The following is a 24,709-nucleotide window of genomic DNA, read 5'->3' as shown; positions in this document are numbered from 1 at the left end:
AAGGGTCAGTCTGCCCTGTCTTGCGCGTACACGTCAGCCCGTCCATGGCCGATCACGGACCAACTAGCTGACGGTTCGTCAGATCGGCGCTACCGTATGAGCCATGGAGACCTTCCCGAAGATCATCTCGGTGGACGACCACACGGTTGAGCCCCCCCACGTCTGGCGGGACCGGCTCCCGTCCAAGTACCAGGACACCGGCCCCCGCGTCGTCCGCGCCCCCTTGAAGGAAATGACCTTCCTCGGCGGCAAGTTCGCCCCCGTCATGGGTGCCAAGGGCGACGACGGCCCGATCGGCGACTGGTGGGTGTACGAGGACCTGCACCGGCCGCTCACCCGCCTCGACACGGCCGTCGGGTACGACCGCGACGAGATCAAACTGGAAGTCATCACCTACGAGCAGATGCGCCCGGGGTCCTTCTCGGTTCCCGACCGCCTCGCCGACATGGACGTCAACCACGTCCAGTCGGCCCTGTGCTTCCCGACCTTCCCCCGCTTCTGCGGCCAGACCTTCACCGAGGCCAAGGACCGTGAGCTGGGACTGCTCGGCGTACGGGCCTACAACGACTGGATGGTCGAGGAGTGGTGCGGCCCCGACGCCCGCGGCCGCCTCATCCCCCTCACCCTGATCCCGCTCTGGGACGCCCGCCTGGCCGCCGCGGAGGTCCGCCGCAACGCTGCGCGCGGCGTGCGCGCCGTCGCCTTCTCGGAGATACCCCCGCACCTGGGCCTCCCGTCCATCCACACGGACGACTGGGACCCCTTCCTGGAGGCGTGCAACGAGACCGGCACGGTCATCGCCATGCACATCGGCTCCTCCTCCCGCATGCCGTCCACGTCCGCGGACGCCCCGCCGGCGGTCGGCTCCACCATCACCTTCGCCAACTGCTGCTTCTCGATGGTCGACTGGCTGATGAGTGGCAAGTTCGAGCGCTTCCCCAACCTGAAGATCATGTACGCGGAGGGCCAGATCGGCTGGATCCCGTACATCCTCGAACGGGCGAACGTGGTCTGGGAGGAGAACCGGGGCTGGGGCGGAGTCGCGGACAAGGTGCTGCGCCCGCCGTCGGAGCTCTTCGCGGAGCACGTCTTCGGCTGCTTCTTCGACGACGCCTTCGGCCTGAAGAACCTCGACTCGATCGGCGTCGGCAACGTCCTCTACGAGACGGACTACCCCCACTCCGACTCGACCTGGCCGAAGTCCCGCGAGGTCGGCGAGGCGCAGATGGGCCACCTGGCACCGGACGTGGTCGACCGCATCGTGCGCGGCAACGCGATCGTCCTCCTCGGGCTCACGGCGGACGGCCTGTGGGCGGGACCCGGGGCGTGACCCCCGGGACCGGCCGGCCGTCGGGAGCGGCCGGCCGCTAGGACCGACCGGCCGCACGGCGCGCACCGGCGCCGCGCGGCTCCGCCCCCGCCCCCGGCCGCGCGGCCACCAGCAGCAGCGCCACGGCCAGGCCCGCCACCGTGAGCACCGGCAGCAGCACCCGTACGTCCACGAGGGCCACCAGTGCGGCCCCCAGTGCCAGGGCCAGCGCGTTCGGTACGAAGACCAGGGTGTTGGCCGTGGCGGCCGCGCGGCCCAGGACGGCGTTCGGGACCTCGCGCTGCACCGCGGTCAGCACGGCGACCAGCACGCACGGCAGCCCCGCGCCGATCGCCGCACTGCCCGCAAGCGCCGCCGCGTCGTACGGCAGCGCCCTCGCCCCGACGCCCAGTGCGAACACGGCCGCTCCCGCGGCCGTGAACACCCGGTCCGGCAGCCGCCGCAGGAGCGGGCCCGCCGCCAGGCCGCTCAGGACGGAACCGGCGCCCTGCACCGCGTACAGCACCCCGACGTAGGTGGGTGCGCGCCCCAGCACGCCGTCGGCGACCGCGTAGATCACCGCCCCGTTCAGACCCGCCAGGAACATCACCGCGGCGCCGGCCAGCACCAGGGGCCGCAGCACGTGCGAGCCCCACAGCTGCCGCCCGCCCTCCAGCAGCGCCGCGAAACCGCCGGGTCCCGTGATCCGCTCCGGCTTCTCCTCCGGGACCCGCAGCAGCGCGAAGATGCCCGCCGCCAGCGCGAACGTCACCGCGTCGAGCAGTGCCACCGACGCCCCGCCGCAGCGGACGAACAGGCCCGCGCCCAGCAGCGGCGCGAGCAGCTTCACGCCCTCGTTCGCCGTCATCCGCAGCCCGTTGAAGTCCCCGAGCAGCCGGCCGTCGACGGCCTGCGGCACCAGGGCCGCCTCCGCCGCTTCGTGGAGGGTGCCGCAGACCCCGTACACCAGCAGGACGGCGAACAGCAGCCACACCCGGTCCGCCGAATCGAGCAGGAGCAGCACGGGCAGCACCGCGGCCATCACGAGGCAGGCGCCGACCAGCACCGGCCGCCGCGGCAGCCGGTCGGCGAGCACCCCCAGGGCCGGCCCGGCCAGCACCGGCGCCCACAGGGCGAACACCGTCAGCGCCGCGAGGGCGTCCGACCCGGTCAGCGATTTCACCCAGACCCCGGCCACCAGCCACATCGAGGTCGTGCCGAACCCCGAGACCACCACCCCGGCGAGGTACAGCCCCGCATTGCGGTCCCGCAGGACCCGTCCCGCTCCCCGACTGCTCACCGGACCAGCGTGCGTCTGAGGAGGGGGTGCCGGGATCGGGCAACCGCCCTATTTCCCGTACCCCGTTCAGGGGAAGGGGCTCCCCCGCACGGGGGAGAGCGGGGTCGTGCCGCCGCGCGATCCGCGGAGGGTGCCCGTGCGGAGAAGCTGGATCCAGGCGGGGAAACCTGGACCGCCCCACCGAACCGAGCACCCCCGGGGGACCTCATGGAGACCGTGACCGCCGGCTTCGCCACCACCGCGACGACCGCGGCGAAGGCCTCGCCGCCCGCCCGGCGGCGCACCTGGCCCGGCTACACGGCCGCCGTCGCCGCACTCGGCTACGCGGCCCCGCACTTCTGGTGGGGCGCCGGGGTGGCGGCCATGTTCCCCGGCGACTTCGCCTCGGCCCCGAGGGACAACATGGAGGCCGCGATCGGCTACTGGGTGATGGGCGCGGTCGCGGTGTTCGGCGCGGTCCTCTCCCTCGCCCTGGTCAGCCCGTGGGGTCGGCGCATCCCGGCCGCCCTGACCGCCGTACCGGCGGGGCTCGCCTCGATCGGAATGACCCTGTGGGGCTTCACGTACTTCGCGATGCAGTACCTGCTCGCCGCCGGCCGCGTGGTTTCCGCACCCGCCTTCGCCGCCAAGGACGCCCATCCCCAGGCCGCCTGGGGGCTCTTCTGGTACACCCTCTTCCTCCTCTGGGGGATCACGCTCGGCATCGCGGCGTGGCAGCGCCTGCGCGACCGCGTGCCCGGCACCCCGGACTCCCGCACCTCCTGACAGCAGGACAGGCCGCCCGCGGTGACGCGGGGCGGCCTGTGCCGTGGGTGCGGGGCGGAGCTACTTCGGGGTGACCCAGACCTGGCGCTTGTTCGTGTTCGCCGTGTAGAGCTGGACCACGGTGCCGTTGGCGGTCGCGCCGCCGGTCACGTCGAGGACCTTGCCGGACGCCACGTGGACGATCTGCCCCTTGGCGTTGACGGACCAGCGCTGGGCCGCCGTGCCGTTGCAGTCGTAGAGGCTGATCTTGTTGCCGTTGGTGCTCGCGTTGCGCGCGTTGTCCAGGCACTTGCCGAAGGCGCGGAACGTGCCGTCCTTGCCCAGGATCCACGACTGCGCGGCGGAGCCGTTGCACGTGTAGAGCTGGATCTGCGTCCCGTTGGCCGCCTTGCCGCCCTTGACGTCCAGGCACTTGGAGCCGATCCCGGTCACCCGGCCCTGCGGGGACAGCGCGGCGCCGGCGCCGGCCGCGAGCCGGCGCAGGCCCTGGACGTCGAACTGCTGGACGTAGGTGCCCGCCCGCTTGTCCTGGTACGCGTACGTGGGCGAGCACATGACCGGGAACTGGCCCGAGTCGGTGCCCTTCACGCAGTCGCCCTTGTCCAGGCTGCGGTTGGCGTGCGTCAGGCCCAGCGTGTGCCCGAGCTCGTGGCTGACGTGGTTGCGCATGTACGTCTCGCCCATGGCGGCGGTCGGCTTGCCGGCCGCCGTGAAGAACTCGTCGTCTATGTAGGCGTGGCCGCTGGTCACGGTCTCGGCCACGGACGAGCTGGTGAAGCCGCAGCTGAGGTTGGCGGTGCCCGAGCCGTCGCGGACCACCTTCCAGCCCGTGCTGCCCATGCTGCCCTCGCCTGCGGGGGGCACGCACGGACGGTGGGCGACGCCGACGACCACCTCGCCCTTGGGGCGGACGTAGTCCCAGCCGACCGGCCTGGTGTCGACGGAGACCGGCAGGTTCGTGATGCGGCGCAGGTCCGCGGCGGAGGCCTGCACGTACGGGGCCAGCCAGTCGGCGGACTTCTGGTCGTAGAACCTGATCGTGTAGCCGGTCTGCAGCCACTTGGTGGCGCCGCTCAGCTTCCACCCTTCGCCCGACGGCGGTGTGGGAGCGGCCGCTGCGGCCGACCTCGCGGCGGCCTTCGGAGGCTCCGTCCCGAACGACATGACGCCGTCCCTGAAGACGGTGCCGTCGGAGCCGTGGGTGGCGGAGTCCTCCGCGTGGGAGTCGTGCGCGTCGATGGAGCCGGGGGAATCCGGTGCCCCCGCCGCGGGCGGGGCCGTCTCGCCGGTGTCCTCGGTGCCGAACGCGGTGGGGGAGAGCTGCAGACTTCCCACGATCGCCGCCGCGGCCGCCGCGGCCACCATGGATATCCGGTGCTTGCCTGTCAAACGCAAGTGTTCGTCGCCCTCTCATCAGGAATCGGAGCGACGATTAGACCAAGAGGCCAAATGACCGTGCAAACTTCCGAGTTGGTGATCGGACTAGCATCGGGGCATGCCTCGTCTCCAGCCCCTGCGCTTCGACCACGCCCCGGCCCTGCTCGCGTTCGAGCGGGAGAACCGGGCGTACTTCGCGGCATCCGTTCCCGACCGCGGCGACGAGTACTTCGCCCACTTCGACGAGCGGCACCGGGCGCTGATGGCCGAGCAGGACGCGGGGCTGTGCCACTTCCACGTACTGGTGGAGGACGGCGGCGAGGTGGTGGGGCGGGTCAACCTCGTCGACGTGGCGCAGGGTTCGGCCGAGCTCGGTTACCGGATCGCCGAGAAGGCCGCCGGGCGGGGCCTGGCCACGGCGGCCGTGCGCGAGGCGTGCGGCCTCGCGGTCACGGAGTACGGCCTGACCGGGCTGCGGGCGGTCACGACGCTCGACAACCCCGGTTCCCGGGCCGTACTGGCCCGCACGGGCTTCGTGCCCACCGGCGGAATCCAGCTCGACGGCCGCCCCGGCCTGCGCTTCGCGTGCGACCTCGGGGCGTACGCACGACGCCTGTGAACGGATCAGAAGCGGGCTTTGTGGGCGAGGGCGGCGTCCGTACAGCCGGCGATCCAGTCCGCCGCGACGCGCCCGGGTTCAGGATTGGCGAGTTCGTAGGACGGCAGCGCGTTCTTGCAGGACGCCTCGGCGGATTCCCGGTCCTTCACGGAAAGGGTCTCGCCCAGCGTCCCGATGTACGCGTAGCCGTCCTTGTAGCTGGTCTCGTCGACCGCCTGTTCGCCGGCACAGGCGGTGAGGGCGAGCAGCGCCACCATGCCGCCGAGCCATCGTCTGGTCTTCACCGTGTTTCCTCCCGGGTGCCCCGTGCTGTCGGCGGGTCACAGTAACCGACGTCCAAGCCCGGTCCCCGCCGGGGCGGACGCAGGCTCCCGCGACACCCCGCCCCTTGCACCCGGCCCTGCCCCCAAGGCATGCTTCGCCAGGGCAAATCGGAAGGATCATCATGCCGGTGGACAAGCGGACCGTCGTGACGGCGGTGCTGTGTGCGGTGGCGGCTCTTGGGGCCTCCGCCGCGGTGGCCGAGCTTGTGCCGCCGCCCGAGGGGGCGGCCGCGCCCGTGCGCGCGAAGGCCGGGCCGACGGCGTCGCCGACGGCCACATCGCGATCGCAAGCGGCGAAGCCGCAGCTTTCGACCCCGCCCGGAGCCACCCTGCCGCCTGCCGTCACGCCCCCGCCCGGTGGTCCCGCGGCCTTCACCGGGGCCCTGTTCACGGACGGACTGGACAGTGATCACTTCTGTACGGCCACCGTGGTGCACAGCCCCGGCCGGAACATGATCATCACTGCCGGGCACTGTCTGCTCGAAGGCGACCAGGGCGACGGAACCGCCGTCTTCGCACCTGCGTACGCCAACGGCATGGCCCCGTACGGCACCTGGAAGATCGAGCAGGTCTTCGAGGACGACCGCTGGGCGGAGGGCACCGACGACGACTACGACCTCGCCTTCGCCCGCCTCGCCCCCGATGCCAAGGGCCGCACGATCGAGGACGTGACCGGCGCGGCCGTGCTCGACACCAGCGGGCGCGCGGGCGAGGAGGTCACGGTCACCGGTTATCCCGCCGACCGCAAGATCCCCCGCACCTGCACGGCGGTCGCCGTCCGCGAGAGCCCGACCCAACAGCGCTTCGACTGCGCCGACTTCCCCGGCGGCACGAGCGGCAGCGCGTGGATCGCCCGGGACGGCAAGATCATCGGCATCCTCACGGGCGGCGACACCGACGACGTGTCGACCAGCACGGTCCTCGGCGAATACGCGGCCTCGCTGTACGGGAAGGCCACGGCCAAGGCCCCGGCCGCCCGCTAGGACGAAGGCGCAGGAGACGACCATGCAGCCCGGATCGTTCCCCTCGCCGGGCTGCTTCCGGAGGGCTGCATCCGGGCCGGCCACCGGCTCGACACCGGGCAGGCCGGGCCGCTGGGACCGCTCGGTACCGGCTGACGCCGCCGGTCAGGCCAGCAGGCCCAGGTGGACCGGTTCCGCCGGGGCGTTCGCCAGGAGGTCCGGGAGGCGCGGGGGCCACAGGGGTTCGCCCAGGGTGGCGAGGCGGTCCGCGGGGAGCCACTGCCAGTGGATTCCCGGGGCCTCCAGGACCGGTTCGCGGTGGGGTCCGCGGGCGAGGTAGATGTGCTCGTGCTGGCGGACCGGGATGCCCTGGTGGGTGAAGTCGTGCTCCCAGGTGCACAGCAGCCGTTCCGGCTCCAGGTCCGTCCAGCCGGTCTCCTCGCGCAGCTCGCGCCGCACGCACTCCTCGGGGCTCTCGCCGGGATCGATGCCGCCGCCGGGCGGCAGCCAGTGGATGCCGACCTCCACGTTGTCCTCGCGGAAGAGGAACACCGATCCGGCCGGGGACAGGATGACAACGCGCGCCGCGTGACGTGGAGTTCGTCTCATCGACTCAGGGTACGTCGGTGATCGGCTCCGGGGGACGGGCTCGGCGTCACCGTCTTTCCCCCGCTCCTCCGCCACCCGTCCCCCGGGCCGTGGCTCCCCACCCGCCACGACCTGGAACCACCCGCCACCACCCGCCACCACCCGGAACCGCCGCCCTACGCCGCCGCCAGCGCCAGCGTCGGCGACAGGCGGGCCGCCCGCACCGCCGGGTAGAGACCGGCCAGGGTGCCGATCGCCAGGGTGCAGGCGAAGCCGCCGGTCACCGCCCAGAGCGGGACCACCCAGGGCAGGTCGCCGGCGCGGGCGTAGACCGCCGTGGCCGCGCCGCCGAGGACGATGCCGGCCAGGCCGCCGAGGCCGGACAGCAGCAGTGACTCCGTCACGAACTGGATCCGGATCTGCCCCTTCGTTCCGCCCAGGGACCGGCGCAGGCCGATCTCATGGCGCCGCTCCAGCACCGAGATGATCATGGTGTTGGCGACGCCGACCCCGCCCACCAGCAGGGCGATCCCGCCCAGTCCCAGCAGCAGGGTGCTGAACGCGCCCTCCGTGGCCGCCTTCGCCTGCAGCGCCGCCGAGGGGTCGGTGACCGCGACCGCGCTCGGCGTCTGCGGGTTGGCCGTCTGGGCGATGAGCTTCCTGACCGCCGCCACCCGGTCGTCCGCCGACCGTTCGTACACGGCCGTCGGGTGGCCGTCGAAGCCCAGCAGCTGCTCGGCCGCGTCCCAGCCGATCAGCGCGGAGCGCTCGATCTCCGGGGCCAGCGGGACCGGCTTCAGGATGCCGATCACCGTGAAGTACCGGCCGCCGATGAAGACCTGCCGGCCCGGTCCGGTGATGCCGAGCCGGCGCGCGGAGACGTGCCCGAGGACCACCGACGGGTAGCGGCCGGTGGCCCCGTTGAGCCAGGTTCCGTCGGCCATCCCGGCGCGCAGGGTGCCCAGCAGGTCGTCCTTGGCCGCCTTGAGGACGACCCCGCCCGTCTCCTCCTTCGGGATGTTCTCCGAGCGGCGGACGGACTCGGCCACGTCACCGGTGGTGCCCACCGACTCGACCCCCGCGATCCGGGAGACCATGCCGGGGGCGTCCTTGGGCAGCTTGGTGTCCTGGCCGCTGAACATCCCCTTGCCGGGCGTCGCGACCAGCATGTTCGTGCCGAGGGCGTCGAGTTCGCGCAGCAGCTTGGCCTGGCTGGAGGAGGAGATGCCGACCACCGCGATCATCGTCGCGATGCCGATGGCGATGCCGAGCGCGGACAGGAACACCCGCATCGGGCGCGAGCGCAGGCCCGCCGATCCGACGTGCAGGACGTCCCGCGGGGAGAGCCTCGGCGGGGTCGGCTTCCGCGCCCGCCTGCCCCTGCCCGCGCCTGCGCCCGTACCCGTACCCGCGTCCGTACGTGTCCTGGTGCGGCCCATCACGCCCCCGCCCCCGCCCGGTTCCGTACGTCCGCGACGATCTGCCCGTCGCGGATCCGCACCTGCCGCGGCAGGCTTGCCGCGATCTCGTTGTCGTGGGTGATCACGGCGATCGTGGCCCCTTCCCGGTTCAGCTCGTGCAGCAGCTCCATCACCGATTCCCCGGACGCCGTGTCCAGTGCGCCCGTCGGCTCGTCGGCGAGCAGCAGGTCCGGTGCGCCCGCCACCGCCCGGGCGATGGCGATGCGCTGCTTCTGCCCGCCGGACAGCTCGTGCGGCCGGTGGTCCATCCGGTCCCCGAGGCCGACCCGTTCCAGGGCCTGCGCCGCCCGGCGGCCGCGCTCGGCGCGCGAGAGGCCGCTGTAGAGCAGCCCTTCGGCGACGTTGGCCCGTGCGCTGATGCCCGGCACCAGGTGGAAGGACTGGAAGACGAAGCCGACGTGCCGGGACCGCAGCGCCGACAGCGATCGGTCCGAGAGGGCCGCGATGTCGTGCCCGGCGATCCGCACGCCGCCCGCCGTCGGGCGGTCCAGGGTGCCGACGATGTGCAGCAGGGTGGACTTGCCGGAGCCCGACGGGCCGACGATGGCGAGGAGTTCGCCGGCGGTGACGGTGAGGTCGACCGCGCGCAGGGCGGTGACCCCGCCGGGGTACTCCTTGGTGACGCCGGTCAGCTCCACCACTGTCTCCATGTGCGTCACAGCGTCGGGATCCCCACCTGCATGCCCTCCTTGAGGGCGCCGCCGGTCACCTCGACCCGGCCGTTGCCGAACATGCCCAGCTCGACCTGGACCTCGCGGGCCCTGCCGTCCTCCACGACCTGGACGCCGAAGCCGCCGCCCGCGAGGGCGAGCAGGGCGTTGACCGGTACGGAGAGCACGCCCCTGCGGGTCTCGCCGGTGAGGCCGACGGTCACCGGGGACCGGTCGGGGGCGTTGACCTCGGCCGGCTTGTCGAAGGTGACGGACACCTCGACCTTGGCCTTCTGATCGCCGCCGCCGCCTCCTCCGCCGCCCGCGCCGCCGTTCTTGTCGTCCGGAGCGGCCGTCCCGCCCACGGAATCGATCCTCCCGGTGGCGGTGGCACCTCCCGGCAGCCGTACGGTCACCAGGTCGCCGGGCTTAGCCGCTCCCGCCTTCGCCGCGTCGATCTGGAAGCGGACGATCCGCTCGGTGCCCGTCACCGTCAGCACCGGCTTGCCGGGGCCCGGCTCGTCACCGACCGCCGAGTCGCCCTTGCGCACCCGCTGCGGCCCCGACGCGAAGGCAATGTCCTCCTTGGCGACCTCGCCCGTCTCCGCCGTCTTGTGCGCCTTCTGCCACCGCTTGACCGCCGTCGCCGTGCCCGCCGTGAAGACGCCGTCCTCCGGGTCGAGCCCGGTCCCGTACCCCAGCGCCTGCAGGTTCCGCTTGAGCTGCTTGACGTCCTCGCCCTTGTCGCCGCTCTTCAGCGGCCGGTACATCGGCGTGGACCCGTACATGAGCCGCACCGCCCTGCCGTTGACCTCGTACAGCTTCCCGTCCCGCTCGACCGCCGAGCCCTCGGCGGCGACCCACGTCAGCACGCCCGGCCCGCCCGCGTTCAGCTTGCGCTCCTGCGCGTAGCCGAGGGTGCCCTCCACCTGGAGGCCCGAGCTCAGGTCTCCGCGCTGCACCGGCGCCGTGGCCGGCGGCAGGCCGCCGGCCTCGCGCTGTTCCTGCCCGCCGGCGCCGCGCTGCGGCTGGGCGATCACGGCGTAGCCGGCGCCCGAGACGGCCAGGACGGCGGCCAGTGACCCCAGCAGCCACGTGGCGCGCTTCCTCATCGGGCCGTTTCGCACTTCTTCTGGGCCTCCTCGAAGGCCTTCTCCTGACCCTTGGGGATCTCGGTGGCGCTCTTCATGCCGCCGTTGTACTCAGGGTCCTTGAGGGCGACCCCGTTCTCGCGCATGCACCGGATCCACTTGAGCTCCTGGTCCTTCTCCTCCTGCGTGGGCTCCTTGCCCGACCCCGGTCCGCCCATCCCGCAGGCCTTCATGGCCTCCTGCATCTTCTGCGGGTCGGCGCCCCCGCCGAGCGTCATCCCGCGCGGGTCCTGGCCGGGCTCGGGGTCGGGCACCTCTATCCCGTGGTCGCGCAGGCACTGGCGCATCTTCACGGCCCGGTCGGCGTCCGCGCCGGCGCCGCCGCTGTTCCCGCCGCCACCGCCTGCGGAGGCGTCGTTCTTCCCCGCCGGCGAGTCGTTCGCGCAGGCGGTGGCGAACAGGGTCAGCCCGGTGACGACCGCGGCCGTGGTCATGATCAGGGATCGCTTCATGGGCCCGAGCCTGCGGTGAAAGGGCCTTTCGCTTCCCTCTCGCACCCTGCTTACGACGGCGAAACACCGCCCTCCGGTAAAGAGGACGCCATGCGCGTACTGGTGGTGGAGGACGAGGAATTCCTCCGGGAGATGATCGCCGAGGGGCTGCGCCGCGACGCGCTCGCCGTCGACGAGGCGAGCGACGGCCTGGAGGCCCTGCGGCGCCTGCGCCTGGGCGAGTACGACGTCATGGTCCTGGACCGCGACCTGCCCGGCCTGCACGGCGACGAGGTCTGCCGGCAGGTGGTGCGCGAGCGGCTGCTGACCCGCGTCCTGATGCTGACCGCCTCCGGGACCGTACGGGACCGCGTGGAGGGCCTCGGGCTCGGCGCCGACGACTACCTCACCAAACCCTTCGCCTACGACGAGCTCCTCGCCCGCGTGCTGGCCCTCGGCCGGCGCGCCCGCCCCGCCCTGCCGCCCGTACTGGAGCGCGCCGGGATCGCGGTCGACACCGCCCGGCGCAGCGCCACCCGCGACGGGCACCGGCTCGCGCTGTCCCGCAAGGAGTTCGCCGTACTGGAGGCCCTGCTGCGCGCCGAGGGCGCCGTCGTCGGCAACGACGACCTGATCGAGCAGGTGTGGGAGGAGGACACCAGCTACTCCACCAACGCCGTCCGCGTCACCCTCAGCAAGCTCCGCGCCAAGCTGGGCGAGCCGCCGCTGATCGAGACGGTGCCGGGCGCCGGTTACCGGATCGCCGCGTCGTGATGCGCCGCCCGAAGACCCCTCGCCCGACGAGCCGTCGCCCGAAGAATCGTCGCCCGGCCGGGGGAGTCCTGCGCACCGAGCGCGGCCGCCTCACCGCCCTCTACGGCTCGCTGCTGCTCCTCGCGGGCGGCGGACTGGTGGCGCTGGTCTACGTCCTGGTCGGCCAGGGCCTCTACGCGAGTGTCAGCGGGGCCGTCCGCACGGTCAGCCCGGCCTACGTCCTCCCCTCGCCCGGGACCTCACCGGGTGCCGCGCCCGGTACGGCCTCGCCCGGCCCGCGGGCCGACGTCGGCCGCAGCTGGGAACCGGCGCAGCGGCGGCCCCCGGGCGAGCCGCCCACCCCCGAGGAGCTCAAGGGCTACGCGTTCACCCAGAACCTCTCGGACGCCGTCACCGATGCCACCCGGCACCGGCTGCTGACGTACTCCCTCCTCGCCCTGGCCGTCTTCGCCGTGCTGTCGATCTGGCTCGCCTGGTGGATGGCCGGCCGGGTGCTGCGCCCCGTCGGCGTGATCACCGGGACCGCGCGCCGCCTGTCCGGGGAGAACCTCGACGAGCGGATCTCCCTCGACGCCCCGCCCGGCGAGCTCAAGGAGCTGGCCGACACCTTCGACGCGATGCTGGGGCGGATGGAGCAACTGGTCTCCGCCCAACGGCGGTTCGCTGCCAACGCGGCGCACGAACTGCGCACCCCGCTGGCCGTGCAGCGGGCGGCCGCCGAGATCGGGCTGGCCGGGGACCCGCCGCCGGAGAAGGTCGCCCGGATCCGCGAGAAGCTCATCGGCGTCGCGGACTCCAGCGAGCACCTCATCGAGTCGCTGCTGCTGCTCGCCGTGTCGGAACAGGGGCTGGAGACGACCGGGCAGGTGGACCTGGCGGCGCTCGCGGCGGCCGAGCTGGCGGCCTGCCCGCAGCAGGGGCTGACCGTCGTACGGACCCTCGCACCGCTGACCGTGACGGGCGACCGGGCACTGCTCGGCCACCTCCTGCGGAACCTGATGATCAATGCAGTACGTCACAACCGGGACGGAGGCCGGATGACCGTGGCGACCTCCCCGGAGGGGGAACTGACGGTCTCGAACACGGGTCCGGTGATCGACCCGGCGGACGTGCCGGGCCTCCTGGAGCCCTTCCGCAGGCGCGCCGAGCGGCAGCACACCGCAGGTGAGGGCGCCGGGTTGGGCCTCTCGATCGCGGCGTCGATCGTGCGGGCGCACGGGGCGGAGCTGATGGCCGAGGCCAACCCGGGCCCGGACGGCGGTCTGACGGTCCGTGTCCGCTTCCCGGTGTCCGGCGGCACATGCACACCGCAGGCACCCCGCCTCTGAAGACCGCCTGCTGTACGGTCGGTTTAATGAGCAAGCACGCCCGAGCCCGCTCCCGCGCCCCCCGTACGCCCCGCCGTCTGGCCCTGGCCGCCACGCTCGGTCTCGCGACCTTCGCGGTCGGCTGGGTGTACGTCGCCCAGGACCCGGACACGTCCGCCGAGGCCGCGCCGCAGGCGCGCACGGACGCCCGCCCGCAGGGCGCGGAGCGCGCCGCCCGCGACGTCCAGCGCTCCGCCCTGCAGGGCCTGACCGGCATCAGCGAGCAGACCCGGGCCCGGATCCCGGCCGATTCCCGCCAGCTCATCCTGGTCACCGGCAAGGCCGGCGACTCCTCGGAGTCCACCGCCGCGCTCTACACCCGCCCGGCCGCCGGCGCCGACTGGGTGCAGGCCGAGCGGTGGCCGGCGCGCAACGGGGCCAAGGGCTGGTCCGCGGAGCGCACGTACGGGGACCTGACCTCCCCGCAGGGCGTCTTCCCGCTCACCGACGCGGGCGGCCTGCTGCCGAAGCCGCCGGGCACCCGGCTCCCGTACGACAAGAACCGGGCCTTCGTCGCCTCGGGCCGCGGGGTGAACGGCGAGTCCCTGGCGGGCTCCTTCGACTACGTCGTCGCCATCGACTTCAACCGCAGGCCGGGCAAGTCCCCGCTGGACCCGGTCATGCCGGAGGGCGAGGACAAGGGCGGCAACATCTGGCTCCACGTGGACCACGACGGACCCTCGCAGGGCTGCGTCGGCATCCCCAAGGAGGCCATGAAGAAGGTCCTGGAGACCCTCGACCCGGCGGCGAAGCCGGTCATCGTGATGGGTCCGGAAGGCTTCTGACCCCGGGCCGGAACCGGTTCGGGTTCCGGTCACCGGGCTCGCCGCCGGGCCGGGGCCGCAGCAGCAGCCCGATGTAGGCGAGGTCGAAGACGCTGCACAGGATCCCCAGGCCGAGGATGAACGGGGAGTCCTCCACCACCCCGAACAGCAGGGTCGGGGCCAGCGTCCCCAGCCACTTGGCGACGGCGATGGTCAGGGACTGCCCGCGCGGCCCCTGCCGGGCGGCGTACAGGGCGATGAACAGGCCGGACATCAGCAAGTTCTGCAGGAAGGCCGAGTACCGGGTCGCGTCGTGCATCCCGAAGTGCGCGAGGAACAGCCACTGCACGGCGAATCCGGTACCGAACACCAGGACCGACCAGGCGGCGAAGAGCGGCCGGGTCACGAAGTCCGGCAGCTCGGCCCGGCCGAACCGCAGGTAGGTGTAGACGATCACCAAGTCGGCCGCCGCCCACACCACGTTCACCACGCCCTGCGCGGAGATCCCGGCCGTGAACTCGTGGAACGCGTAGGTCGACTCCCAGGCGAAGTTCAGCGCGAGCGCGGCGACGGGCATCGCGTACGTCCGGTCCCGCAACCCGACGCGGATCGCCTCCACGTACACGACCGTCCAGGCGATCCCGCTGACCAGCGTGAGCATCAGGTCCATCCGCCGCACCCTAGGGGTGTCCTGCCGATCGTGCCAGGCTCGCGGCGTGGCTCCGAAGAGGCCGTCACCACGTTCGGCGCACGGTTGCCTTGCCCCCGGTCACCAGGCTTGCCGGCGGAACGTCATCGGCCACGACCGCGCCGGCGGCGATCACGGCGTCACGGCCGATGCTGACGCCGGGCAGGATCGTGGCACCGGCACCGATCCACACGTTCTCCGCCACGTCGATGGGCGCGCCGGTGAGGTACAGGCGCCGCTCTCCGGGATCAACAGGGTGGCCACTGGTGATGAACGTGACCTTCGGTCCGATCATCACGCGCTCGCCGAGACGGATGCCGGCATAGTCCAGGAACGTGCAGTTCTGGTTGATGAAGACGCGCTCGGCGAGGTCGAGGTTCAGGCCGTGGTCCGTGAAGAAGGGCGGATAGATCGTGACTCTCGGCGGCAGTGGCTTGCCGAGGATCTGTTCGAACAGTTCCGCCTTGCCCGCTTCGTCGTCGAAGGGCAGGACGTTCAGGCGGGAGGTGAGCTCGGTGACCCGCAGGACCCGCTCGGCCATGGCCCGGAACTCGGCGCTTTGGATGCGCATGAGACGGTCGCCGGACATGCCGCGATCCTTTCTGCGTGCCGGTGGCTGAACAGGACTCGCCGGATTCAATCATCTAGGGGGTCCCGTGGCTCTCGAACCAGTGGATGTCGAAGTACCGGGCCGTCGAGAAGGGATGCTGCCGGTCGGTGAGCAGGCGGTAGACGAACTCGGCGGTCGTCCCGTCGAACCGCTGCCACGAGTCGGGGATGTCCTCCTTCACCAGGATGGGCCACCTGTCGGGGTCCGGGCCCTCGGTCAGCCAGTAGAACTGGTCCGCCTGCTCGGAGCCGGCCCACTCCAGCAGCCCGCCGGGCGCGGGGTAGACCTCGTACGGCTCCCACAGGCCGCTGCGGTGCGTCCTGGCCCACTCGCCCAGCCACTCGGTGTGCAGGACGATGTCGTCGCTCTTGAAACGGGCGTCGGGTGTGTGCAGCTGGAGGTAGCCGTCGAAGGCGCCGTGCCCGAACAGCTCCGCGAGCTGCTTGTAGTCGCCGGGCAGCGCGGTCCCGATCCGGGTCTCGACCGAAGCCCAGTCGATCGTGCGGGCGCGGGCCGTGTCCCATCCCGTGACGGCGACGACCCCGTCCACCCAGGACGTCACCTCCGCCATGTCCGCGGAGGGATCCTCCCGTTCCGCGACCAGCGCCACCAGCCGTACGCCGTCGTCGAAGCGGGCGGTGCCGCAGCCGATCCAGCGGCCTGCGTGCGCCCAGGCGCGCATCTCCACGATGCGGTCGCCGAACGGGGTCAGCAGCGGCAGTCCGGTCCGCCCGGTCACGGTCGGATCGGCGTACCCGTCCATGGCGAGATTGCGCGGGCGTCCGTACCGTCCGCCGAGTGCCTCCTGGAGCGCGTCGAGGTCGCACGCCTCCGAAGGCGCCAGGCACACGTGGCCCGCCGGATGTCCTGGCTCGTCACACTGCAGATCGCCCGTACCCGGCCAGGCCAGGTGGTGGACGGCCGAGAGGAGTTCTTCCTGTTCGTCCATGGCAGGCATTGAAGCGGACGCCACCGACATCGGCCCGGCGCAGGCCGGGCCCCGACGTCCGCCCCCTTGCCTGACGGACCGTCAGCTACGACGATGGCCCGGCACCGATATGACGAATCGGCAGACGAAGGCGAGGCGGGCCCGCCATGGCGCGCGTATTTCCTGAAGGTCGGCTGGTCTACGGGATGCAGCTCCCGATCCAGTCGCAGAGCACCATCTACGCCGAGCCCTGGGAGGCGACGGCCACCGCCGCGGATCTCGCCGAGGTGGCGCGCGCCGCCGACCGGTCCGGCTTCGGGTACGTGGCCACCTGCGACCACGTGGCCATCCCGCGGCGGCTCGCCGGCCCCATGAGCACCATCTGGTACGACCCCGTGGCCACCCTCTCCTTCCTCGCCGGCATCACCGAGAACGTCCGGCTCCTCAGCCACGTCGCCATCCTCGGCCTGCGCCACCCGCTGATCAGCGCCAAGCAGTACGCCACCCTCGACCACCTCTCCGGCGGCCGGCTGATCCTCGGCGTCGGCGCGGGGCACGTCCAGGAGGAGTTCGAGATCCTCGGCGTGGACTTCGCCCGCCGCGGGGCCGTGCTCGACGAGACCCTGGACGCGCTGCGGGCGGCGCTGGGGCCCGAGGAGTACCCGGAGTTCGAGGGCGAGCTGTTCTCCTTCAGGGACCTCGGCCAGCTGCCCCGGCCCGCGCAGGAGCGGATCCCCGTGTGGGTCGGCGGTTCCTCGCCCGCCGCCGTCCGCCGGGCCGCGGTCCGCGGGGACGGCTGGCTCCCGCAGGGGGACCCGCGCGACAAGCTCCCCGCGCAGATCGCCCGGATCAGGGAACTGCGCGCCGGGGCCGGGGTTGCCGGCCCCTGCGAGATCGGCGCGATCACCGAGGCGCTGTACGTGGGCGAGCCCGGCTGGGACACCGGCCGCCGGACCCTCACGGGCAAGGCGGAGGCGCTCGCGGAGTCCCTGCGGGAGTACAAGGCGCTCGGCGTGGACCAGATCCAGGTGCGCTTCCGCAGCCGCGACCGCACCGAACTGACCGACCAGATCACCGCTTTCGGGGCCGAGGTCGGCCCCCTCCTCAACGACTAGGCCGAGACGATCAGGAGCATGACCATGGGCAAGCTGGACGGGCGCGTCGTCATCATCACCGGCGCGGCACGCGGCCAGGGCGAGCAGGAGGCCCGGCTCTTCGCCGCCGAGGGCGCCAAGGTGCTCCTCGGTGACGTGCTGGACGAGCAGGGCGCGGCGGTGGCCAAGGACATAGGCGAGGACCGGGCCCGGTACGTGCGGATGGACGTGAGCCGCGAGGAGGACTGGGAGGCCGCGGTCGCCGCGGCGAAGGAGGCCTTCGGCCGGATCGACGGGCTGGTCAACAACGCGGGCATCCTGCGCTTCAACGAGCTGACCTCGACCCCGCTGGAGGAGTTCCAGCAGGTGGTCCAGGTCAACCAGGTCGGCGCCTTCCTCGGCATCAAGACGGTGGCCCCCGAGATCGAGGCGGCCGGCGGCGGCACCATCGTCAACACCTCCTCGTACACGGGCCTGACGGGCATGGCGTACGTCGGCACCTACGCCGCCACCAAGGCGGCCATCCTCGGCCTCACCCGGGTGGCCGCGCTGGAGCTGGCGGCCAAGGGGATCCGGGTCAACGCGATGTGCCCGGGCGCGGTGGACACCCCGATGGCCAATCCGGGGCTGCTGGACCCGGCGAACATGACCGACGAGGCCAGGGACGCGATGGCGGAGCTCTACAAGCGGGTGGTCCCGATGGGGCGGGTCGGGCAGCCGGAGGAGATCGCCAAGCTGGCGCTCTTCCTGACCGGCGAGGACTCCTCGTACATCACCGGCCAGCCGTTCGTCATCGACGGTGGCTGGATGGCGGGCGTCAGCATCCTGTAGCGGTCTGCCGGGCTGCCGGTCTATCTGATGGAGCGTCAGGTATTGACGCTCCCGCCCCCGCGATGGAACAGTCGAGACATCGAATCTGACGCAACGTCAGAAACCAAAGGACGGTGAACCCCTTGGAATTCGGGCTCTTTGTGCAGGGATACGTGCCTGAGGCGCGGTCCAAGGTCGACCCCGAGGCAGAGCACAAGGCGCTGATCGAGGAGACCGAGTACGTCATCCAGGCGGACAAGTCCGGCTTCAAGTACGCCTGGGCCTCCGAGCACCACTTCCTGGAGGAGTACTCGCACCTGTCGGCGAACGAGGTGTTCCTCGGGTACCTCGCCCACGCCACCGAGCGCATCCACCTCGGCTCCGGCATCTTCAACCCGCTCGCCCCGGTGAACCACCCGGTCAAGGTGGCCGAGAAGGTCGCCATGCTCGACCACCTCTCCAAGGGCCGCTTCGAATTCGGCACCGGCCGCGGTGCGGGCAGCCACGAGATCCTCGGCTTCCTTCCCGGCATCGAGGACATGAACGGCACCAAGGAGATCTGGGAGGAGACCATCGCGGAATTCCCCAAGATGTTCCTCCAGGAGGAGTACGAGGGGTTCCAGGGCAAGCACTGGTCCCTGCCGCCGCGGAAGATCTTCCCCAAGCCGTACGGGAAGGCGCACCCGGCCATGTGGTACGCCGCCGGGTCCCCGTCCTCGTACGCGATGGCGGCGAAGAAGGGCCTGGGCGTCCTCGGCTTCAGCGTCCAGAAGGTCTCGGACATGGAGTGGGTCCTCGACCAGTACAAGACGGCGATCCGGGAGGCCAAGGCGATCGGCGCCTTCGTCAACGACAACGTGATGGTCACGTCGACCGCGATCTGTGCGGAGACGCACGACAAGGCGGTGGAGATCGCGGTCAACGCGAACATGAACCGCTTCCAGTCGCTGGTCTTCCGCTACCACGACACCTTCCCGCGGCCGGAGGCGATCCCGCAGTGGCCCGAGACCCTGCCGGAGTACAACGCGGAGATCATCGAGCTGCTCATCGCGGAGGAACTGCTCATCTGCGGTGACCCGTCGGAGGTCCGCGCCCAGTGCAAGCGCTGGGAGCAGGCGGGCGCGGACCAGCTCTCCTTCGGTCTGCCGACCGGGGTCTCGTACGAGGACACGATGACCACGATCAAGCTCATCGGCGAGCACGTGATCCCGGAAATAGACACGGACCCGGTGCACCGCACGACCCGCTTCCGCCAGGCCGTCTGACCGGCGGGGAAACGGGGACGGCGTCTTCCCGGACCGCCGTCCCGCACCGGCCCCGGCCGGAGGTCATGCCGAGGCCGCGGCCGCCCGGCGGCCTCCGGCCGGGGCACGCGGGCGCGGCGCCGTCTCGTGGGGCTCCGCCCCACACCCCGCGCCTCAAACGCCGGCGGGGCTGGGTAATTCAGCCCCGCCGGCGTTTGAGGCTCGGGGGCGGAGCCCCCGCAACGGCGCCGTGCGCGCCGGCAGGCACAGCCCCGCCGACGCTTGAGGCGGATCCAGTACGGCCGCAACGCGAACACCGGCAGAAGGGACGTCATGCTCGACCACCTGATCAAGGGCGCGACCGTCGTGGACGGCACCGGCGCCCCCGCCCGCGTCGCAGACGTGGGGATACGCGACGGCCGGATAGCCGTGATCGCCGCGCCCGGCAGCGTCACCGAAGAGGCCCGTACCGGCGAGGACGCCACCGGCCTGGTCCTCACCCCCGGCTTCGTCGACCCCCACACGCACTACGACGCCCAGCTCTTCTGGGACCCCTACGCCACGCCCTCCATGAACCACGGCGTGACCACCATCGCGGGTGGCAACTGCGGCTTCACCCTGGCGCCGCTCAACCCGGCCCGCCCGGAAGACGCCGACTACACGCGCCGCATGATGAGCAAGGTCGAGGGCATGGCCCTCAAGGCCCTGGAGGAGGGCGTCGACTGGACCTGGTCCACCTTCGGCGAGTACCTCGACGCGCTGGAGGGCCGGATCGCCGTCAACGCCGGGTTCATGGTCGGCCACTGCGCCCTGCGCCGCCACGTCATGGGCGAGGACGCCGTCGGCGGGCAGCCCACCCCCGAGCAGATGCAGCAGATGCTCGCTCTCTTCCACGACGCCATGAACGCCGGCGCCTGGGGCCTGTCCACCACCCAGTCCTCCACCCACTCCGACGGCTCCGGCGCCCCCGTCGCCTCCCGGCACGCCAGGCCCGCCGAGCTCCTCGCGCTCTCCGAGGCCGTCGCCGAACACGAGGGCACCCAGCTCGAAGCGATCGTCGCCGGCTGCCTCGACCAGTTCTCGGACGACGAGATCGACCTCTTCGTCGACATGAGCGCGGCCGCCGGCCGCCCCCTGAACTGGAACGTCCTCACCATCGACGCCTCCGTCCCCGAGCGGGTCCCGCGCCAGCTGATCCCCAGCGAGCGCGCCCGCAAGGCCGGCGGCCGCATCGTCGCGCTGACGATGCCGATCCTCACCCCCATGAACATGTCCCTGGGGACCTTCTGCGCGCTCAACCTCATTCCCGGCTGGGGCGAGATCCTCGGCCTGCCCGTCCCCGAGCGGATCGAGAAGCTCCGCGACGCCGGCGTACGCGCCGAGATGCTGCGCCGTGCCGACAGCAAGGAGGCCGGCGTCTTCCGGCGCCTCGCGAACTTCGGCCGGTACGTCATCGGCGACACGTACAGCAAGGAGAACGAGGGCCTGTCCGGACGCGTCGTCAACGACATAGCGGCCGAGCGCGGCCAGGACCCGTTCCACTGCCTGGTGGAGATCTGCGCCAACGACGACCTGCGCACGGTCCTGTGGCCGATGCCCACCGACAACGACCCGGCCAGCTGGGCGCTGCGCGCCGAGACCTGGCAGCACGAGGACGTCATGCTCGGCGGCTCCGACGCCGGCGCCCACCTGGACCGGATGTGCGGGGCCCCGTACACGACGCGCTTCCTCGGCGACTGCCTGCGCGGCCGCAAGCTGGTGCCGCTGGAGCAGGCCGTACGCATGCTCACCGACGACCCGGCCCGGCTGTTCGGGCTGCGCGAGCGCGGCCGAGTCGCCGAGGGCTACCACGCGGACCTGGTCCTCTTCGACCCCGAACGCATCGAGGCGGGCCCGGCGACGCTCGTCCACGACCTGCCCGGGGACAGCCCGCGGCTGGACGCGCGGGCCATCGGCATCGTCTCGGTACGGGTCAACGGCGTGGAGACCATCCGCGACGACCAGGTGACGGGGGCCGTTCCGGGCATCGTGCTCCGGTCCGGCCGGGACACGAGGACGGTGAGCACCCGTTGAACGCACAACCCCTGTACATCGGCGGCGAGTGGGTGGAGCCGGCCGGCGGCCACTACGACGTGGTCAACCCGGCGGACGAGTCGGTGGTCGGGCTCGCCCCCGAGGCCTCGCGCGGGCAGGTCGAGGAAGCGGCCCGCGCCGCGGCCGAGGCCTTCGAAGGCTGGTCCCGTACGAAGCCCGAGGAACGGGCGGCGATCCTCGACCGGGCCGCGGACATCATGCAGCGGGAGTTCGAGCCGTGGACGGCCCTGGCCCAAGCGGAGACGGGCGCGCCCACGGGGATCGCGCGCGGCATGCAGGTCGGCGTCGGGGTGGCCCGCTTCCGCCGGTACGCGCGCGGGGCCCTCGAACCCGTCGAGAAGGGCCTCCCGCCGCAGGTCACGGAGGCCGGCCCGATGGGGCGGGCGAGCATCCTGGGCGCGCTGGAGGTGCGCCAGCCGGTCGGCGTGGTCACCTGCATCACCTCGTACAACAACCCGTGGGCGAACCCGGCCGGCAAGGTGGCCCCGGCCCTGGCCATGGGGAACACGGTGGTCGTCAAGCCGGCCCCGCAGGACCCGCTGTCGGTGTTCAGGATGGCGGACGCCCTGCACGAGGCCGGGGTGCCGGCGGGCGTGGTGAACGTCGTGGGCGGCCGGTCGGTGGAGGTCGGCGAGGCAGCCGTGGACTCCCCGCACGTGGACATGGTGTCCTTCACCGGTTCCACGGCCGTCGGGCAGCGCATCGCGGAGGTCTGCGGCCGCACCATGAAACGGCAGCTGATGGAGCTCGGCGGCAAGGGCGCGGCGATCGTCTTCGGGGACGCCGACCTGGACGCGGCCGTCATGGGCATCGGCACCACCTTCTCCTTCTACTCCGGCCAGATCTGCACCGCCCCGACCCGGGTGATCGCGCACCGCTCCGTCTACGACCGGCTGATCGAGAAGCTCACCGGCTACCTCGCCTTCATGAAGGTCGGCGACCCGGCGGCGGCCGGCACGGTGGTGGGCCCGGTGATCTCGGCGGCGCACCGGGACCGCGTGGAGTCGTACGTCGAGCTGGGGAAGAAGGAGGGCGCGCGGGTCGCGTACGGCGGCGAGCGCCCGGTGGTGGGGGAGGGCGGCAAGGGCTTCTACGCGGCCCCGACCCTCCTCGTCGACTGCACGAACGACATGCGGGTGGTCCGCGAGGAGATCTTCGGCCCGGTGGTCGTGGTCGTCCCCTTCGACGGGGACGAGGACGAGGCGGTCCGGCTGGCCAACGACAGCGACTTCGGCCTGCTGAGTTACGTGTGGTCCGGGGACTCGGCGCGCGCGTTCCGCGTGGCGCGGCGGCTGCGGGCGGGCGGGGTGGGCGTGAACACCATCGGCCGCAACATGGAGGCCCCGTTCGGCGGCTTCAAGCGCAGCGGGGTGGGCCGTGACGTGGGCTCGTACGCGCTGCACGCGTACAGCGAGATCCAGTCGATCGTCTGGACGGGCTGAGGCCCGGCGGGTACGGCGGTCCGGGGTCCGGCCGGGGGGAACTCCCCGGCCGGACCCCGGACTTGCCTGCCTACCCGGCTTGCCCCCAGCTGTAGCCGAGGGACGCGGCGAGTTCGCTGCTGCCGCGCTGGAGTTGGGCGAAGCCCTTCGGGTCGGACCTCGCGATCCGTTCCAGCGCGGCGGCCGCCCGCTCCTGCGGTAGGACGTCGTCCTCGTCGGGCAGCCGCCAGTCGAAGTACAGCCGCAGCGGCTGCCCGTGCGGGTCCTCGGCGCCGCCCGGGGGCGAGAACACGAACCGCGCCACCGTCGTGTGCGGCTCACCCCAGTCGGTCCCGACCCAGATGAGGCCGAGGTCCCACCGCCGCAGCAGCTCCGGCCGCTCCCGCAGACCGGCGGCGATCAGCCGTGCCGTGCGCCGGGCCGGCCAGCACCAGGAGTGGTCCCGCTCGGCGCGGTCGACCTCGGCGTCGTAGGCGGCGGCGTCGAAGCGGTACGCGGGTGGCGGCGGTCCGACCGCCCCGCGCCAGCCGTCCCACACGACCTCGTCGCCGTCCCGGCGGACCGTCACGTACAGCGCCCCGCAGCAGCCTTCGGTGCACTCCGCCTCGGCGAGCTGCACCTCCCGGGGCTCCGGTCCGGCGCGCAGTTCGCCGCCGTCGACCAGGGACTCGGGAGGCAGGCCCGGTCCCTTCGCGAACAGCGCGGGCAGCAGCGGGAGCCCGTCCACCAGGATCCGGGTCTCGACGGAGTTCGAATCCGCGGCGTCGTGGACCACGACCACCTCCCAGCGCGGGTGCGGGTCCGTGGCCGACGTACCGGCGAACGGCTTGCGGGTGGTACGCCGGATCCAGTCCGCGCGGCGCCGCTCCACTGCCGGAGCGGTGCCCTCGCTCCCGGGCGGTGCGTCGGGCGCGAGGGCCCACGCGGGCCCGGCCAGCAGCCGCTCCAGGCCGCCGAGCAGCGCCTCCCGCCGGTGGGGCCGCCAGTTCAGCAGTGCGGCCGGCCCGCTGTGCAGGTCGAGGGCGATCGAGAGGAGCAGCTCGTGGAGCTCCGGGGTCGGCGGCAGCCGGTCGGCGTACCCGACGAAGTGCGCGTAAACGGACCTCGCGGGCAGGTAGTCGAGGATCTCGGCCCGGCGCCCCACGTCACGGGACATCCGGTGCAGCAGGCGGCCCGTCAGGGCCAGGAGTTCGGGGTCCACGGGGCGGGCGCGCAGCAGCCCGTGCAGGTCCGCGGCCTCGGCGATCCGCCGGCCGAGCCACATCACCCGTGGCTGGTCCGCCAGGCCGATCAGCGCGGTCCGCACCGCTTCCTGGTCGCCGCCGGCGGCGGCGTCGATCAGCGGGGTCAGCGCGTCGTCCCTGCTGCGGTAGGCGAGGGCCAGCAGGGCGGCCGCCTGCCGGTCGAGCGGGTCGAGCGCGTCGGCAGCCGCCGGCGCGAAGCTGCTCAGCATGCCGAGGACCTTCAGGCAGGGCACGTCCTCGGGTTCGCCGAGGCGGGTCAGGAGGCCGAGGCCGACGCTGACGGCGGCCGGGGTGGTGCCGGTACGGGTCAGCTGCCGGGCGGTGCGCCGGGCTGCGTCCTCGTCGTCCGTGCTCGGCAGCAGTGCGGCGGCCGCCTGCAGGGTGCGGGAGGGCAGGTCGAGCGAGTCGGCCCACCGGTGGACGGCCTCGGCGGCCCGTACCGGGTCGGGGTCGGCCAGCAGGGGGGTGAGCGCGGCCCTCACTTCGGCCTGCACCTGTTTCCAGGTCAGGCGCGGGCGGCCGGGTTCCGGCGGGGATCCCTCGGGCAGCGGGTAGCCGCGGCGCGGGACCCGGCCGTCCGGCTCGATGCCGTGGCGGAAGAGGGCGTAGTCGTACAGGGACGTCGTCCGGGGGGCGAGCGGCTCGCGCTCGTCGCGGACGCTCATCGGGCGGGGTGGGACTCGATTCCGTAGGT

Annotated in this window: 24 protein-coding genes; 12 read left to right on the top strand and 12 right to left on the bottom strand. The window is 72.5% G+C overall.

All coding sequences use genetic code 11. The features are described 5' to 3' along the window. Window positions 1-103 precede the first annotated feature (103 nt). Entirely contained in the window at window positions 104-1,330 is a 1,227-nt protein-coding gene (locus OG472_RS20425; RefSeq protein ID WP_405830632.1) for an amidohydrolase family protein, read from the top strand. Between the two features lie 37 nt (window positions 1,331-1,367). On the opposite strand, the gene OG472_RS20420 is transcribed toward OG472_RS20425, so the two are convergent. Then, window positions 1,368-2,609, bottom strand: a complete 1,242-nt coding sequence (locus OG472_RS20420) for an MFS transporter (protein WP_405830630.1) — start codon at window positions 2,607-2,609, stop codon at window positions 1,368-1,370. Window positions 2,610-2,816: 207 nt separating this feature from the next. On the opposite strand from OG472_RS20420, the gene OG472_RS20415 reads away from it, so the two are divergent. Beyond that, window positions 2,817-3,374, top strand: coding sequence for a DUF3995 domain-containing protein (locus OG472_RS20415; RefSeq protein ID WP_405830629.1), 558 nt, complete (start codon window positions 2,817-2,819; stop codon window positions 3,372-3,374). Between the two features lie 60 nt (window positions 3,375-3,434). On the opposite strand, the gene OG472_RS20410 is transcribed toward OG472_RS20415, so the two are convergent. After that, entirely contained in the window at window positions 3,435-4,763 is a 1,329-nt protein-coding gene (locus tag OG472_RS20410) for a ricin-type beta-trefoil lectin domain protein (RefSeq protein WP_405941848.1), read from the bottom strand. 106 nt (window positions 4,764-4,869) lie between these two features. Here OG472_RS20410 and OG472_RS20405 point away from each other — a divergent pair, with 106 nt between their 5' ends. Further along, on the top strand, window positions 4,870-5,370 hold the full coding sequence (locus tag OG472_RS20405; RefSeq protein WP_405830626.1) for a GNAT family N-acetyltransferase: 501 nt from the start codon (window positions 4,870-4,872) through the stop codon (window positions 5,368-5,370). A 5-nt stretch (window positions 5,371-5,375) separates the two neighbouring features. On the opposite strand, the gene OG472_RS20400 is transcribed toward OG472_RS20405, so the two are convergent. After that, the gene (locus OG472_RS20400) at window positions 5,376-5,654 is read right to left on the bottom strand and encodes a hypothetical protein (protein ID WP_401608357.1); all 279 of its coding nucleotides are present in this window, start codon (window positions 5,652-5,654) and stop codon (window positions 5,376-5,378) included. A 161-nt stretch (window positions 5,655-5,815) separates the two neighbouring features. Here OG472_RS20400 and OG472_RS20395 point away from each other — a divergent pair, with 161 nt between their 5' ends. Then, window positions 5,816-6,676: a trypsin-like serine protease gene (locus tag OG472_RS20395; protein ID WP_401608360.1), complete on the top strand. Its 861-nt coding sequence runs from the start codon at window positions 5,816-5,818 to the stop codon at window positions 6,674-6,676. Between the two features lie 144 nt (window positions 6,677-6,820). Here the strand turns inward: OG472_RS20395 and OG472_RS20390 are convergent, their stop codons facing one another. The 5 genes from OG472_RS20390 to OG472_RS20370 all read right to left on the bottom strand — a co-directional run bounded on the left by OG472_RS20390 (window position 6,821) and on the right by OG472_RS20370 (window position 10,977). Beyond that, complete coding sequence (locus OG472_RS20390) at window positions 6,821-7,264, bottom strand: NUDIX hydrolase (RefSeq protein WP_383571251.1); 444 nt, start codon at window positions 7,262-7,264, stop codon at window positions 6,821-6,823. 155 nt (window positions 7,265-7,419) lie between these two features. Next, on the bottom strand, window positions 7,420-8,682 hold the full coding sequence (locus tag OG472_RS20385; protein ID WP_405941847.1) for an ABC transporter permease: 1,263 nt from the start codon (window positions 8,680-8,682) through the stop codon (window positions 7,420-7,422). Continuing rightward, window positions 8,682-9,374: an ABC transporter ATP-binding protein gene (locus tag OG472_RS20380; protein ID WP_405830621.1), complete on the bottom strand. Its 693-nt coding sequence runs from the start codon at window positions 9,372-9,374 to the stop codon at window positions 8,682-8,684. Before OG472_RS20380 ends, OG472_RS20385 begins: the two co-directional genes overlap by 1 nt. Window positions 9,375-9,379: 5 nt before the next feature. Continuing rightward, window positions 9,380-10,486, bottom strand: coding sequence for a peptidoglycan-binding protein (locus tag OG472_RS20375; RefSeq protein WP_405830619.1), 1,107 nt, complete (start codon window positions 10,484-10,486; stop codon window positions 9,380-9,382). Next, window positions 10,483-10,977: a hypothetical protein gene (locus tag OG472_RS20370; RefSeq protein ID WP_401608370.1), complete on the bottom strand. Its 495-nt coding sequence runs from the start codon at window positions 10,975-10,977 to the stop codon at window positions 10,483-10,485. The genes OG472_RS20375 and OG472_RS20370 overlap by 4 nt, the downstream gene beginning before the upstream one ends. A 90-nt stretch (window positions 10,978-11,067) precedes the next feature. On the opposite strand from OG472_RS20370, the gene OG472_RS20365 reads away from it, so the two are divergent. From OG472_RS20365 to OG472_RS20355, 3 genes are read left to right on the top strand one after another with little or no spacing between them, the layout of a single operon-like run. Continuing rightward, on the top strand, window positions 11,068-11,730 hold the full coding sequence (locus tag OG472_RS20365; RefSeq protein WP_401608372.1) for a response regulator transcription factor: 663 nt from the start codon (window positions 11,068-11,070) through the stop codon (window positions 11,728-11,730). Further along, window positions 11,730-13,058 carry a sensor histidine kinase gene (locus OG472_RS20360; RefSeq protein WP_405834892.1) on the top strand — a complete coding sequence of 443 codons (1,329 nt, stop codon included), beginning with the start codon at window positions 11,730-11,732 and terminating at the stop codon, window positions 13,056-13,058. The genes OG472_RS20365 and OG472_RS20360 overlap by 1 nt, the downstream gene beginning before the upstream one ends. A 26-nt stretch (window positions 13,059-13,084) precedes the next feature. Beyond that, entirely contained in the window at window positions 13,085-13,882 is a 798-nt protein-coding gene (locus tag OG472_RS20355) for a L,D-transpeptidase family protein (RefSeq protein WP_405830617.1), read from the top strand. Here the strand turns inward: OG472_RS20355 and OG472_RS20350 are convergent. From OG472_RS20350 to OG472_RS20340, 3 genes are all read right to left on the bottom strand, one after another. Beyond that, complete coding sequence (locus OG472_RS20350; protein WP_405830615.1) at window positions 13,854-14,531, bottom strand: hypothetical protein; 678 nt, start codon at window positions 14,529-14,531, stop codon at window positions 13,854-13,856. The two genes, OG472_RS20355 and OG472_RS20350, sit on opposite strands and share 29 nt — an antisense overlap. Window positions 14,532-14,595: 64 nt before the next feature. After that, window positions 14,596-15,138 (bottom strand): DapH/DapD/GlmU-related protein, encoded by a 543-nt coding sequence (locus OG472_RS20345; RefSeq protein WP_405834890.1) that lies wholly within the window; start codon window positions 15,136-15,138, stop codon window positions 14,596-14,598. A gap of 55 nt (window positions 15,139-15,193) precedes the next feature. Then, window positions 15,194-16,108: a hypothetical protein gene (locus OG472_RS20340; RefSeq protein WP_405830613.1), complete on the bottom strand. Its 915-nt coding sequence runs from the start codon at window positions 16,106-16,108 to the stop codon at window positions 15,194-15,196. A gap of 146 nt (window positions 16,109-16,254) precedes the next feature. Between OG472_RS20340 and OG472_RS20335 the strand changes: the two genes are divergently transcribed. The 5 genes from OG472_RS20335 (at window position 16,255) to OG472_RS20315 (ending at window position 22,771) form a co-directional block, all read left to right on the top strand. After that, on the top strand, window positions 16,255-17,202 hold the full coding sequence (locus OG472_RS20335) for an LLM class F420-dependent oxidoreductase (protein WP_405830611.1): 948 nt from the start codon (window positions 16,255-16,257) through the stop codon (window positions 17,200-17,202). A 24-nt stretch (window positions 17,203-17,226) separates the two neighbouring features. Next, on the top strand, window positions 17,227-18,012 hold the full coding sequence (locus OG472_RS20330) for an SDR family NAD(P)-dependent oxidoreductase (protein ID WP_401608859.1): 786 nt from the start codon (window positions 17,227-17,229) through the stop codon (window positions 18,010-18,012). Between the two features lie 122 nt (window positions 18,013-18,134). After that, on the top strand, window positions 18,135-19,256 hold the full coding sequence (locus OG472_RS20325) for an LLM class flavin-dependent oxidoreductase (protein WP_030706821.1): 1,122 nt from the start codon (window positions 18,135-18,137) through the stop codon (window positions 19,254-19,256). A gap of 312 nt (window positions 19,257-19,568) precedes the next feature. Further along, the gene (locus OG472_RS20320; protein WP_401608391.1) at window positions 19,569-21,308 is read left to right on the top strand and encodes an amidohydrolase family protein; all 1,740 of its coding nucleotides are present in this window, start codon (window positions 19,569-19,571) and stop codon (window positions 21,306-21,308) included. Then, window positions 21,305-22,771: an aldehyde dehydrogenase family protein gene (locus OG472_RS20315; protein ID WP_405830609.1), complete on the top strand. Its 1,467-nt coding sequence runs from the start codon at window positions 21,305-21,307 to the stop codon at window positions 22,769-22,771. Before OG472_RS20320 ends, OG472_RS20315 begins: the two co-directional genes overlap by 4 nt. A 70-nt stretch (window positions 22,772-22,841) precedes the next feature. Here the strand turns inward: OG472_RS20315 and OG472_RS20310 are convergent, their stop codons facing one another. Further along, window positions 22,842-24,680 (bottom strand): hypothetical protein, encoded by a 1,839-nt coding sequence (locus OG472_RS20310; RefSeq protein WP_405830607.1) that lies wholly within the window; start codon window positions 24,678-24,680, stop codon window positions 22,842-22,844. Between the last annotated feature and the right edge of the window lie 29 nt (window positions 24,681-24,709).

Origin of the sequence: Streptomyces sp. NBC_00207 (genome assembly GCF_045160965.1) — a bacterium.
Lineage (GTDB): Bacteria > Actinomycetota > Actinomycetes > Streptomycetales > Streptomycetaceae > Streptomyces.
Note: the sequence above shows the minus strand (reverse complement) of the source record. Positions and strands in the feature narration are given on the sequence as shown.

What these genes read in the sequence shown, in the direction of transcription:
- OG472_RS20385 (WP_405941847.1), bottom strand. Translation starts at nt 8,682, where the DNA reads ATGGGCCGCACCAGGACACGTACGGACGCGGGTACGGGTACGGGCGCA.
- OG472_RS20350 (WP_405830615.1), bottom strand. Translation starts at nt 14,531, where the DNA reads ATGGACCTGATGCTCACGCTGGTCAGCGGGATCGCCTGGACGGTCGTG.
- OG472_RS20375 (WP_405830619.1), bottom strand. Translation starts at nt 10,486, where the DNA reads ATGAGGAAGCGCGCCACGTGGCTGCTGGGGTCACTGGCCGCCGTCCTG.
- OG472_RS20425 (WP_405830632.1), top strand. Translation starts at nt 104, where the DNA reads ATGGAGACCTTCCCGAAGATCATCTCGGTGGACGACCACACGGTTGAG.
- OG472_RS20355 (WP_405830617.1), top strand. Translation starts at nt 13,085, where the DNA reads ATGAGCAAGCACGCCCGAGCCCGCTCCCGCGCCCCCCGTACGCCCCGC.
- OG472_RS20415 (WP_405830629.1), top strand. Translation starts at nt 2,817, where the DNA reads ATGGAGACCGTGACCGCCGGCTTCGCCACCACCGCGACGACCGCGGCG.
- OG472_RS20390 (WP_383571251.1), bottom strand. Translation starts at nt 7,264, where the DNA reads ATGAGACGAACTCCACGTCACGCGGCGCGCGTTGTCATCCTGTCCCCG.
- OG472_RS20345 (WP_405834890.1), bottom strand. Translation starts at nt 15,138, where the DNA reads ATGTCCGGCGACCGTCTCATGCGCATCCAAAGCGCCGAGTTCCGGGCC.
- OG472_RS20320 (WP_401608391.1), top strand. Translation starts at nt 19,569, where the DNA reads ATGCTCGACCACCTGATCAAGGGCGCGACCGTCGTGGACGGCACCGGC.
- OG472_RS20360 (WP_405834892.1), top strand. Translation starts at nt 11,730, where the DNA reads ATGCGCCGCCCGAAGACCCCTCGCCCGACGAGCCGTCGCCCGAAGAAT.
- OG472_RS20370 (WP_401608370.1), bottom strand. Translation starts at nt 10,977, where the DNA reads ATGAAGCGATCCCTGATCATGACCACGGCCGCGGTCGTCACCGGGCTG.
- OG472_RS20340 (WP_405830613.1), bottom strand. Translation starts at nt 16,108, where the DNA reads ATGGACGAACAGGAAGAACTCCTCTCGGCCGTCCACCACCTGGCCTGG.
- OG472_RS20405 (WP_405830626.1), top strand. Translation starts at nt 4,870, where the DNA reads ATGCCTCGTCTCCAGCCCCTGCGCTTCGACCACGCCCCGGCCCTGCTC.
- OG472_RS20330 (WP_401608859.1), top strand. Translation starts at nt 17,227, where the DNA reads ATGGGCAAGCTGGACGGGCGCGTCGTCATCATCACCGGCGCGGCACGC.
- OG472_RS20335 (WP_405830611.1), top strand. Translation starts at nt 16,255, where the DNA reads ATGGCGCGCGTATTTCCTGAAGGTCGGCTGGTCTACGGGATGCAGCTC.
- OG472_RS20395 (WP_401608360.1), top strand. Translation starts at nt 5,816, where the DNA reads ATGCCGGTGGACAAGCGGACCGTCGTGACGGCGGTGCTGTGTGCGGTG.
- OG472_RS20365 (WP_401608372.1), top strand. Translation starts at nt 11,068, where the DNA reads ATGCGCGTACTGGTGGTGGAGGACGAGGAATTCCTCCGGGAGATGATC.
- OG472_RS20310 (WP_405830607.1), bottom strand. Translation starts at nt 24,680, where the DNA reads ATGAGCGTCCGCGACGAGCGCGAGCCGCTCGCCCCCCGGACGACGTCC.
- OG472_RS20380 (WP_405830621.1), bottom strand. Translation starts at nt 9,374, where the DNA reads ATGGAGACAGTGGTGGAGCTGACCGGCGTCACCAAGGAGTACCCCGGC.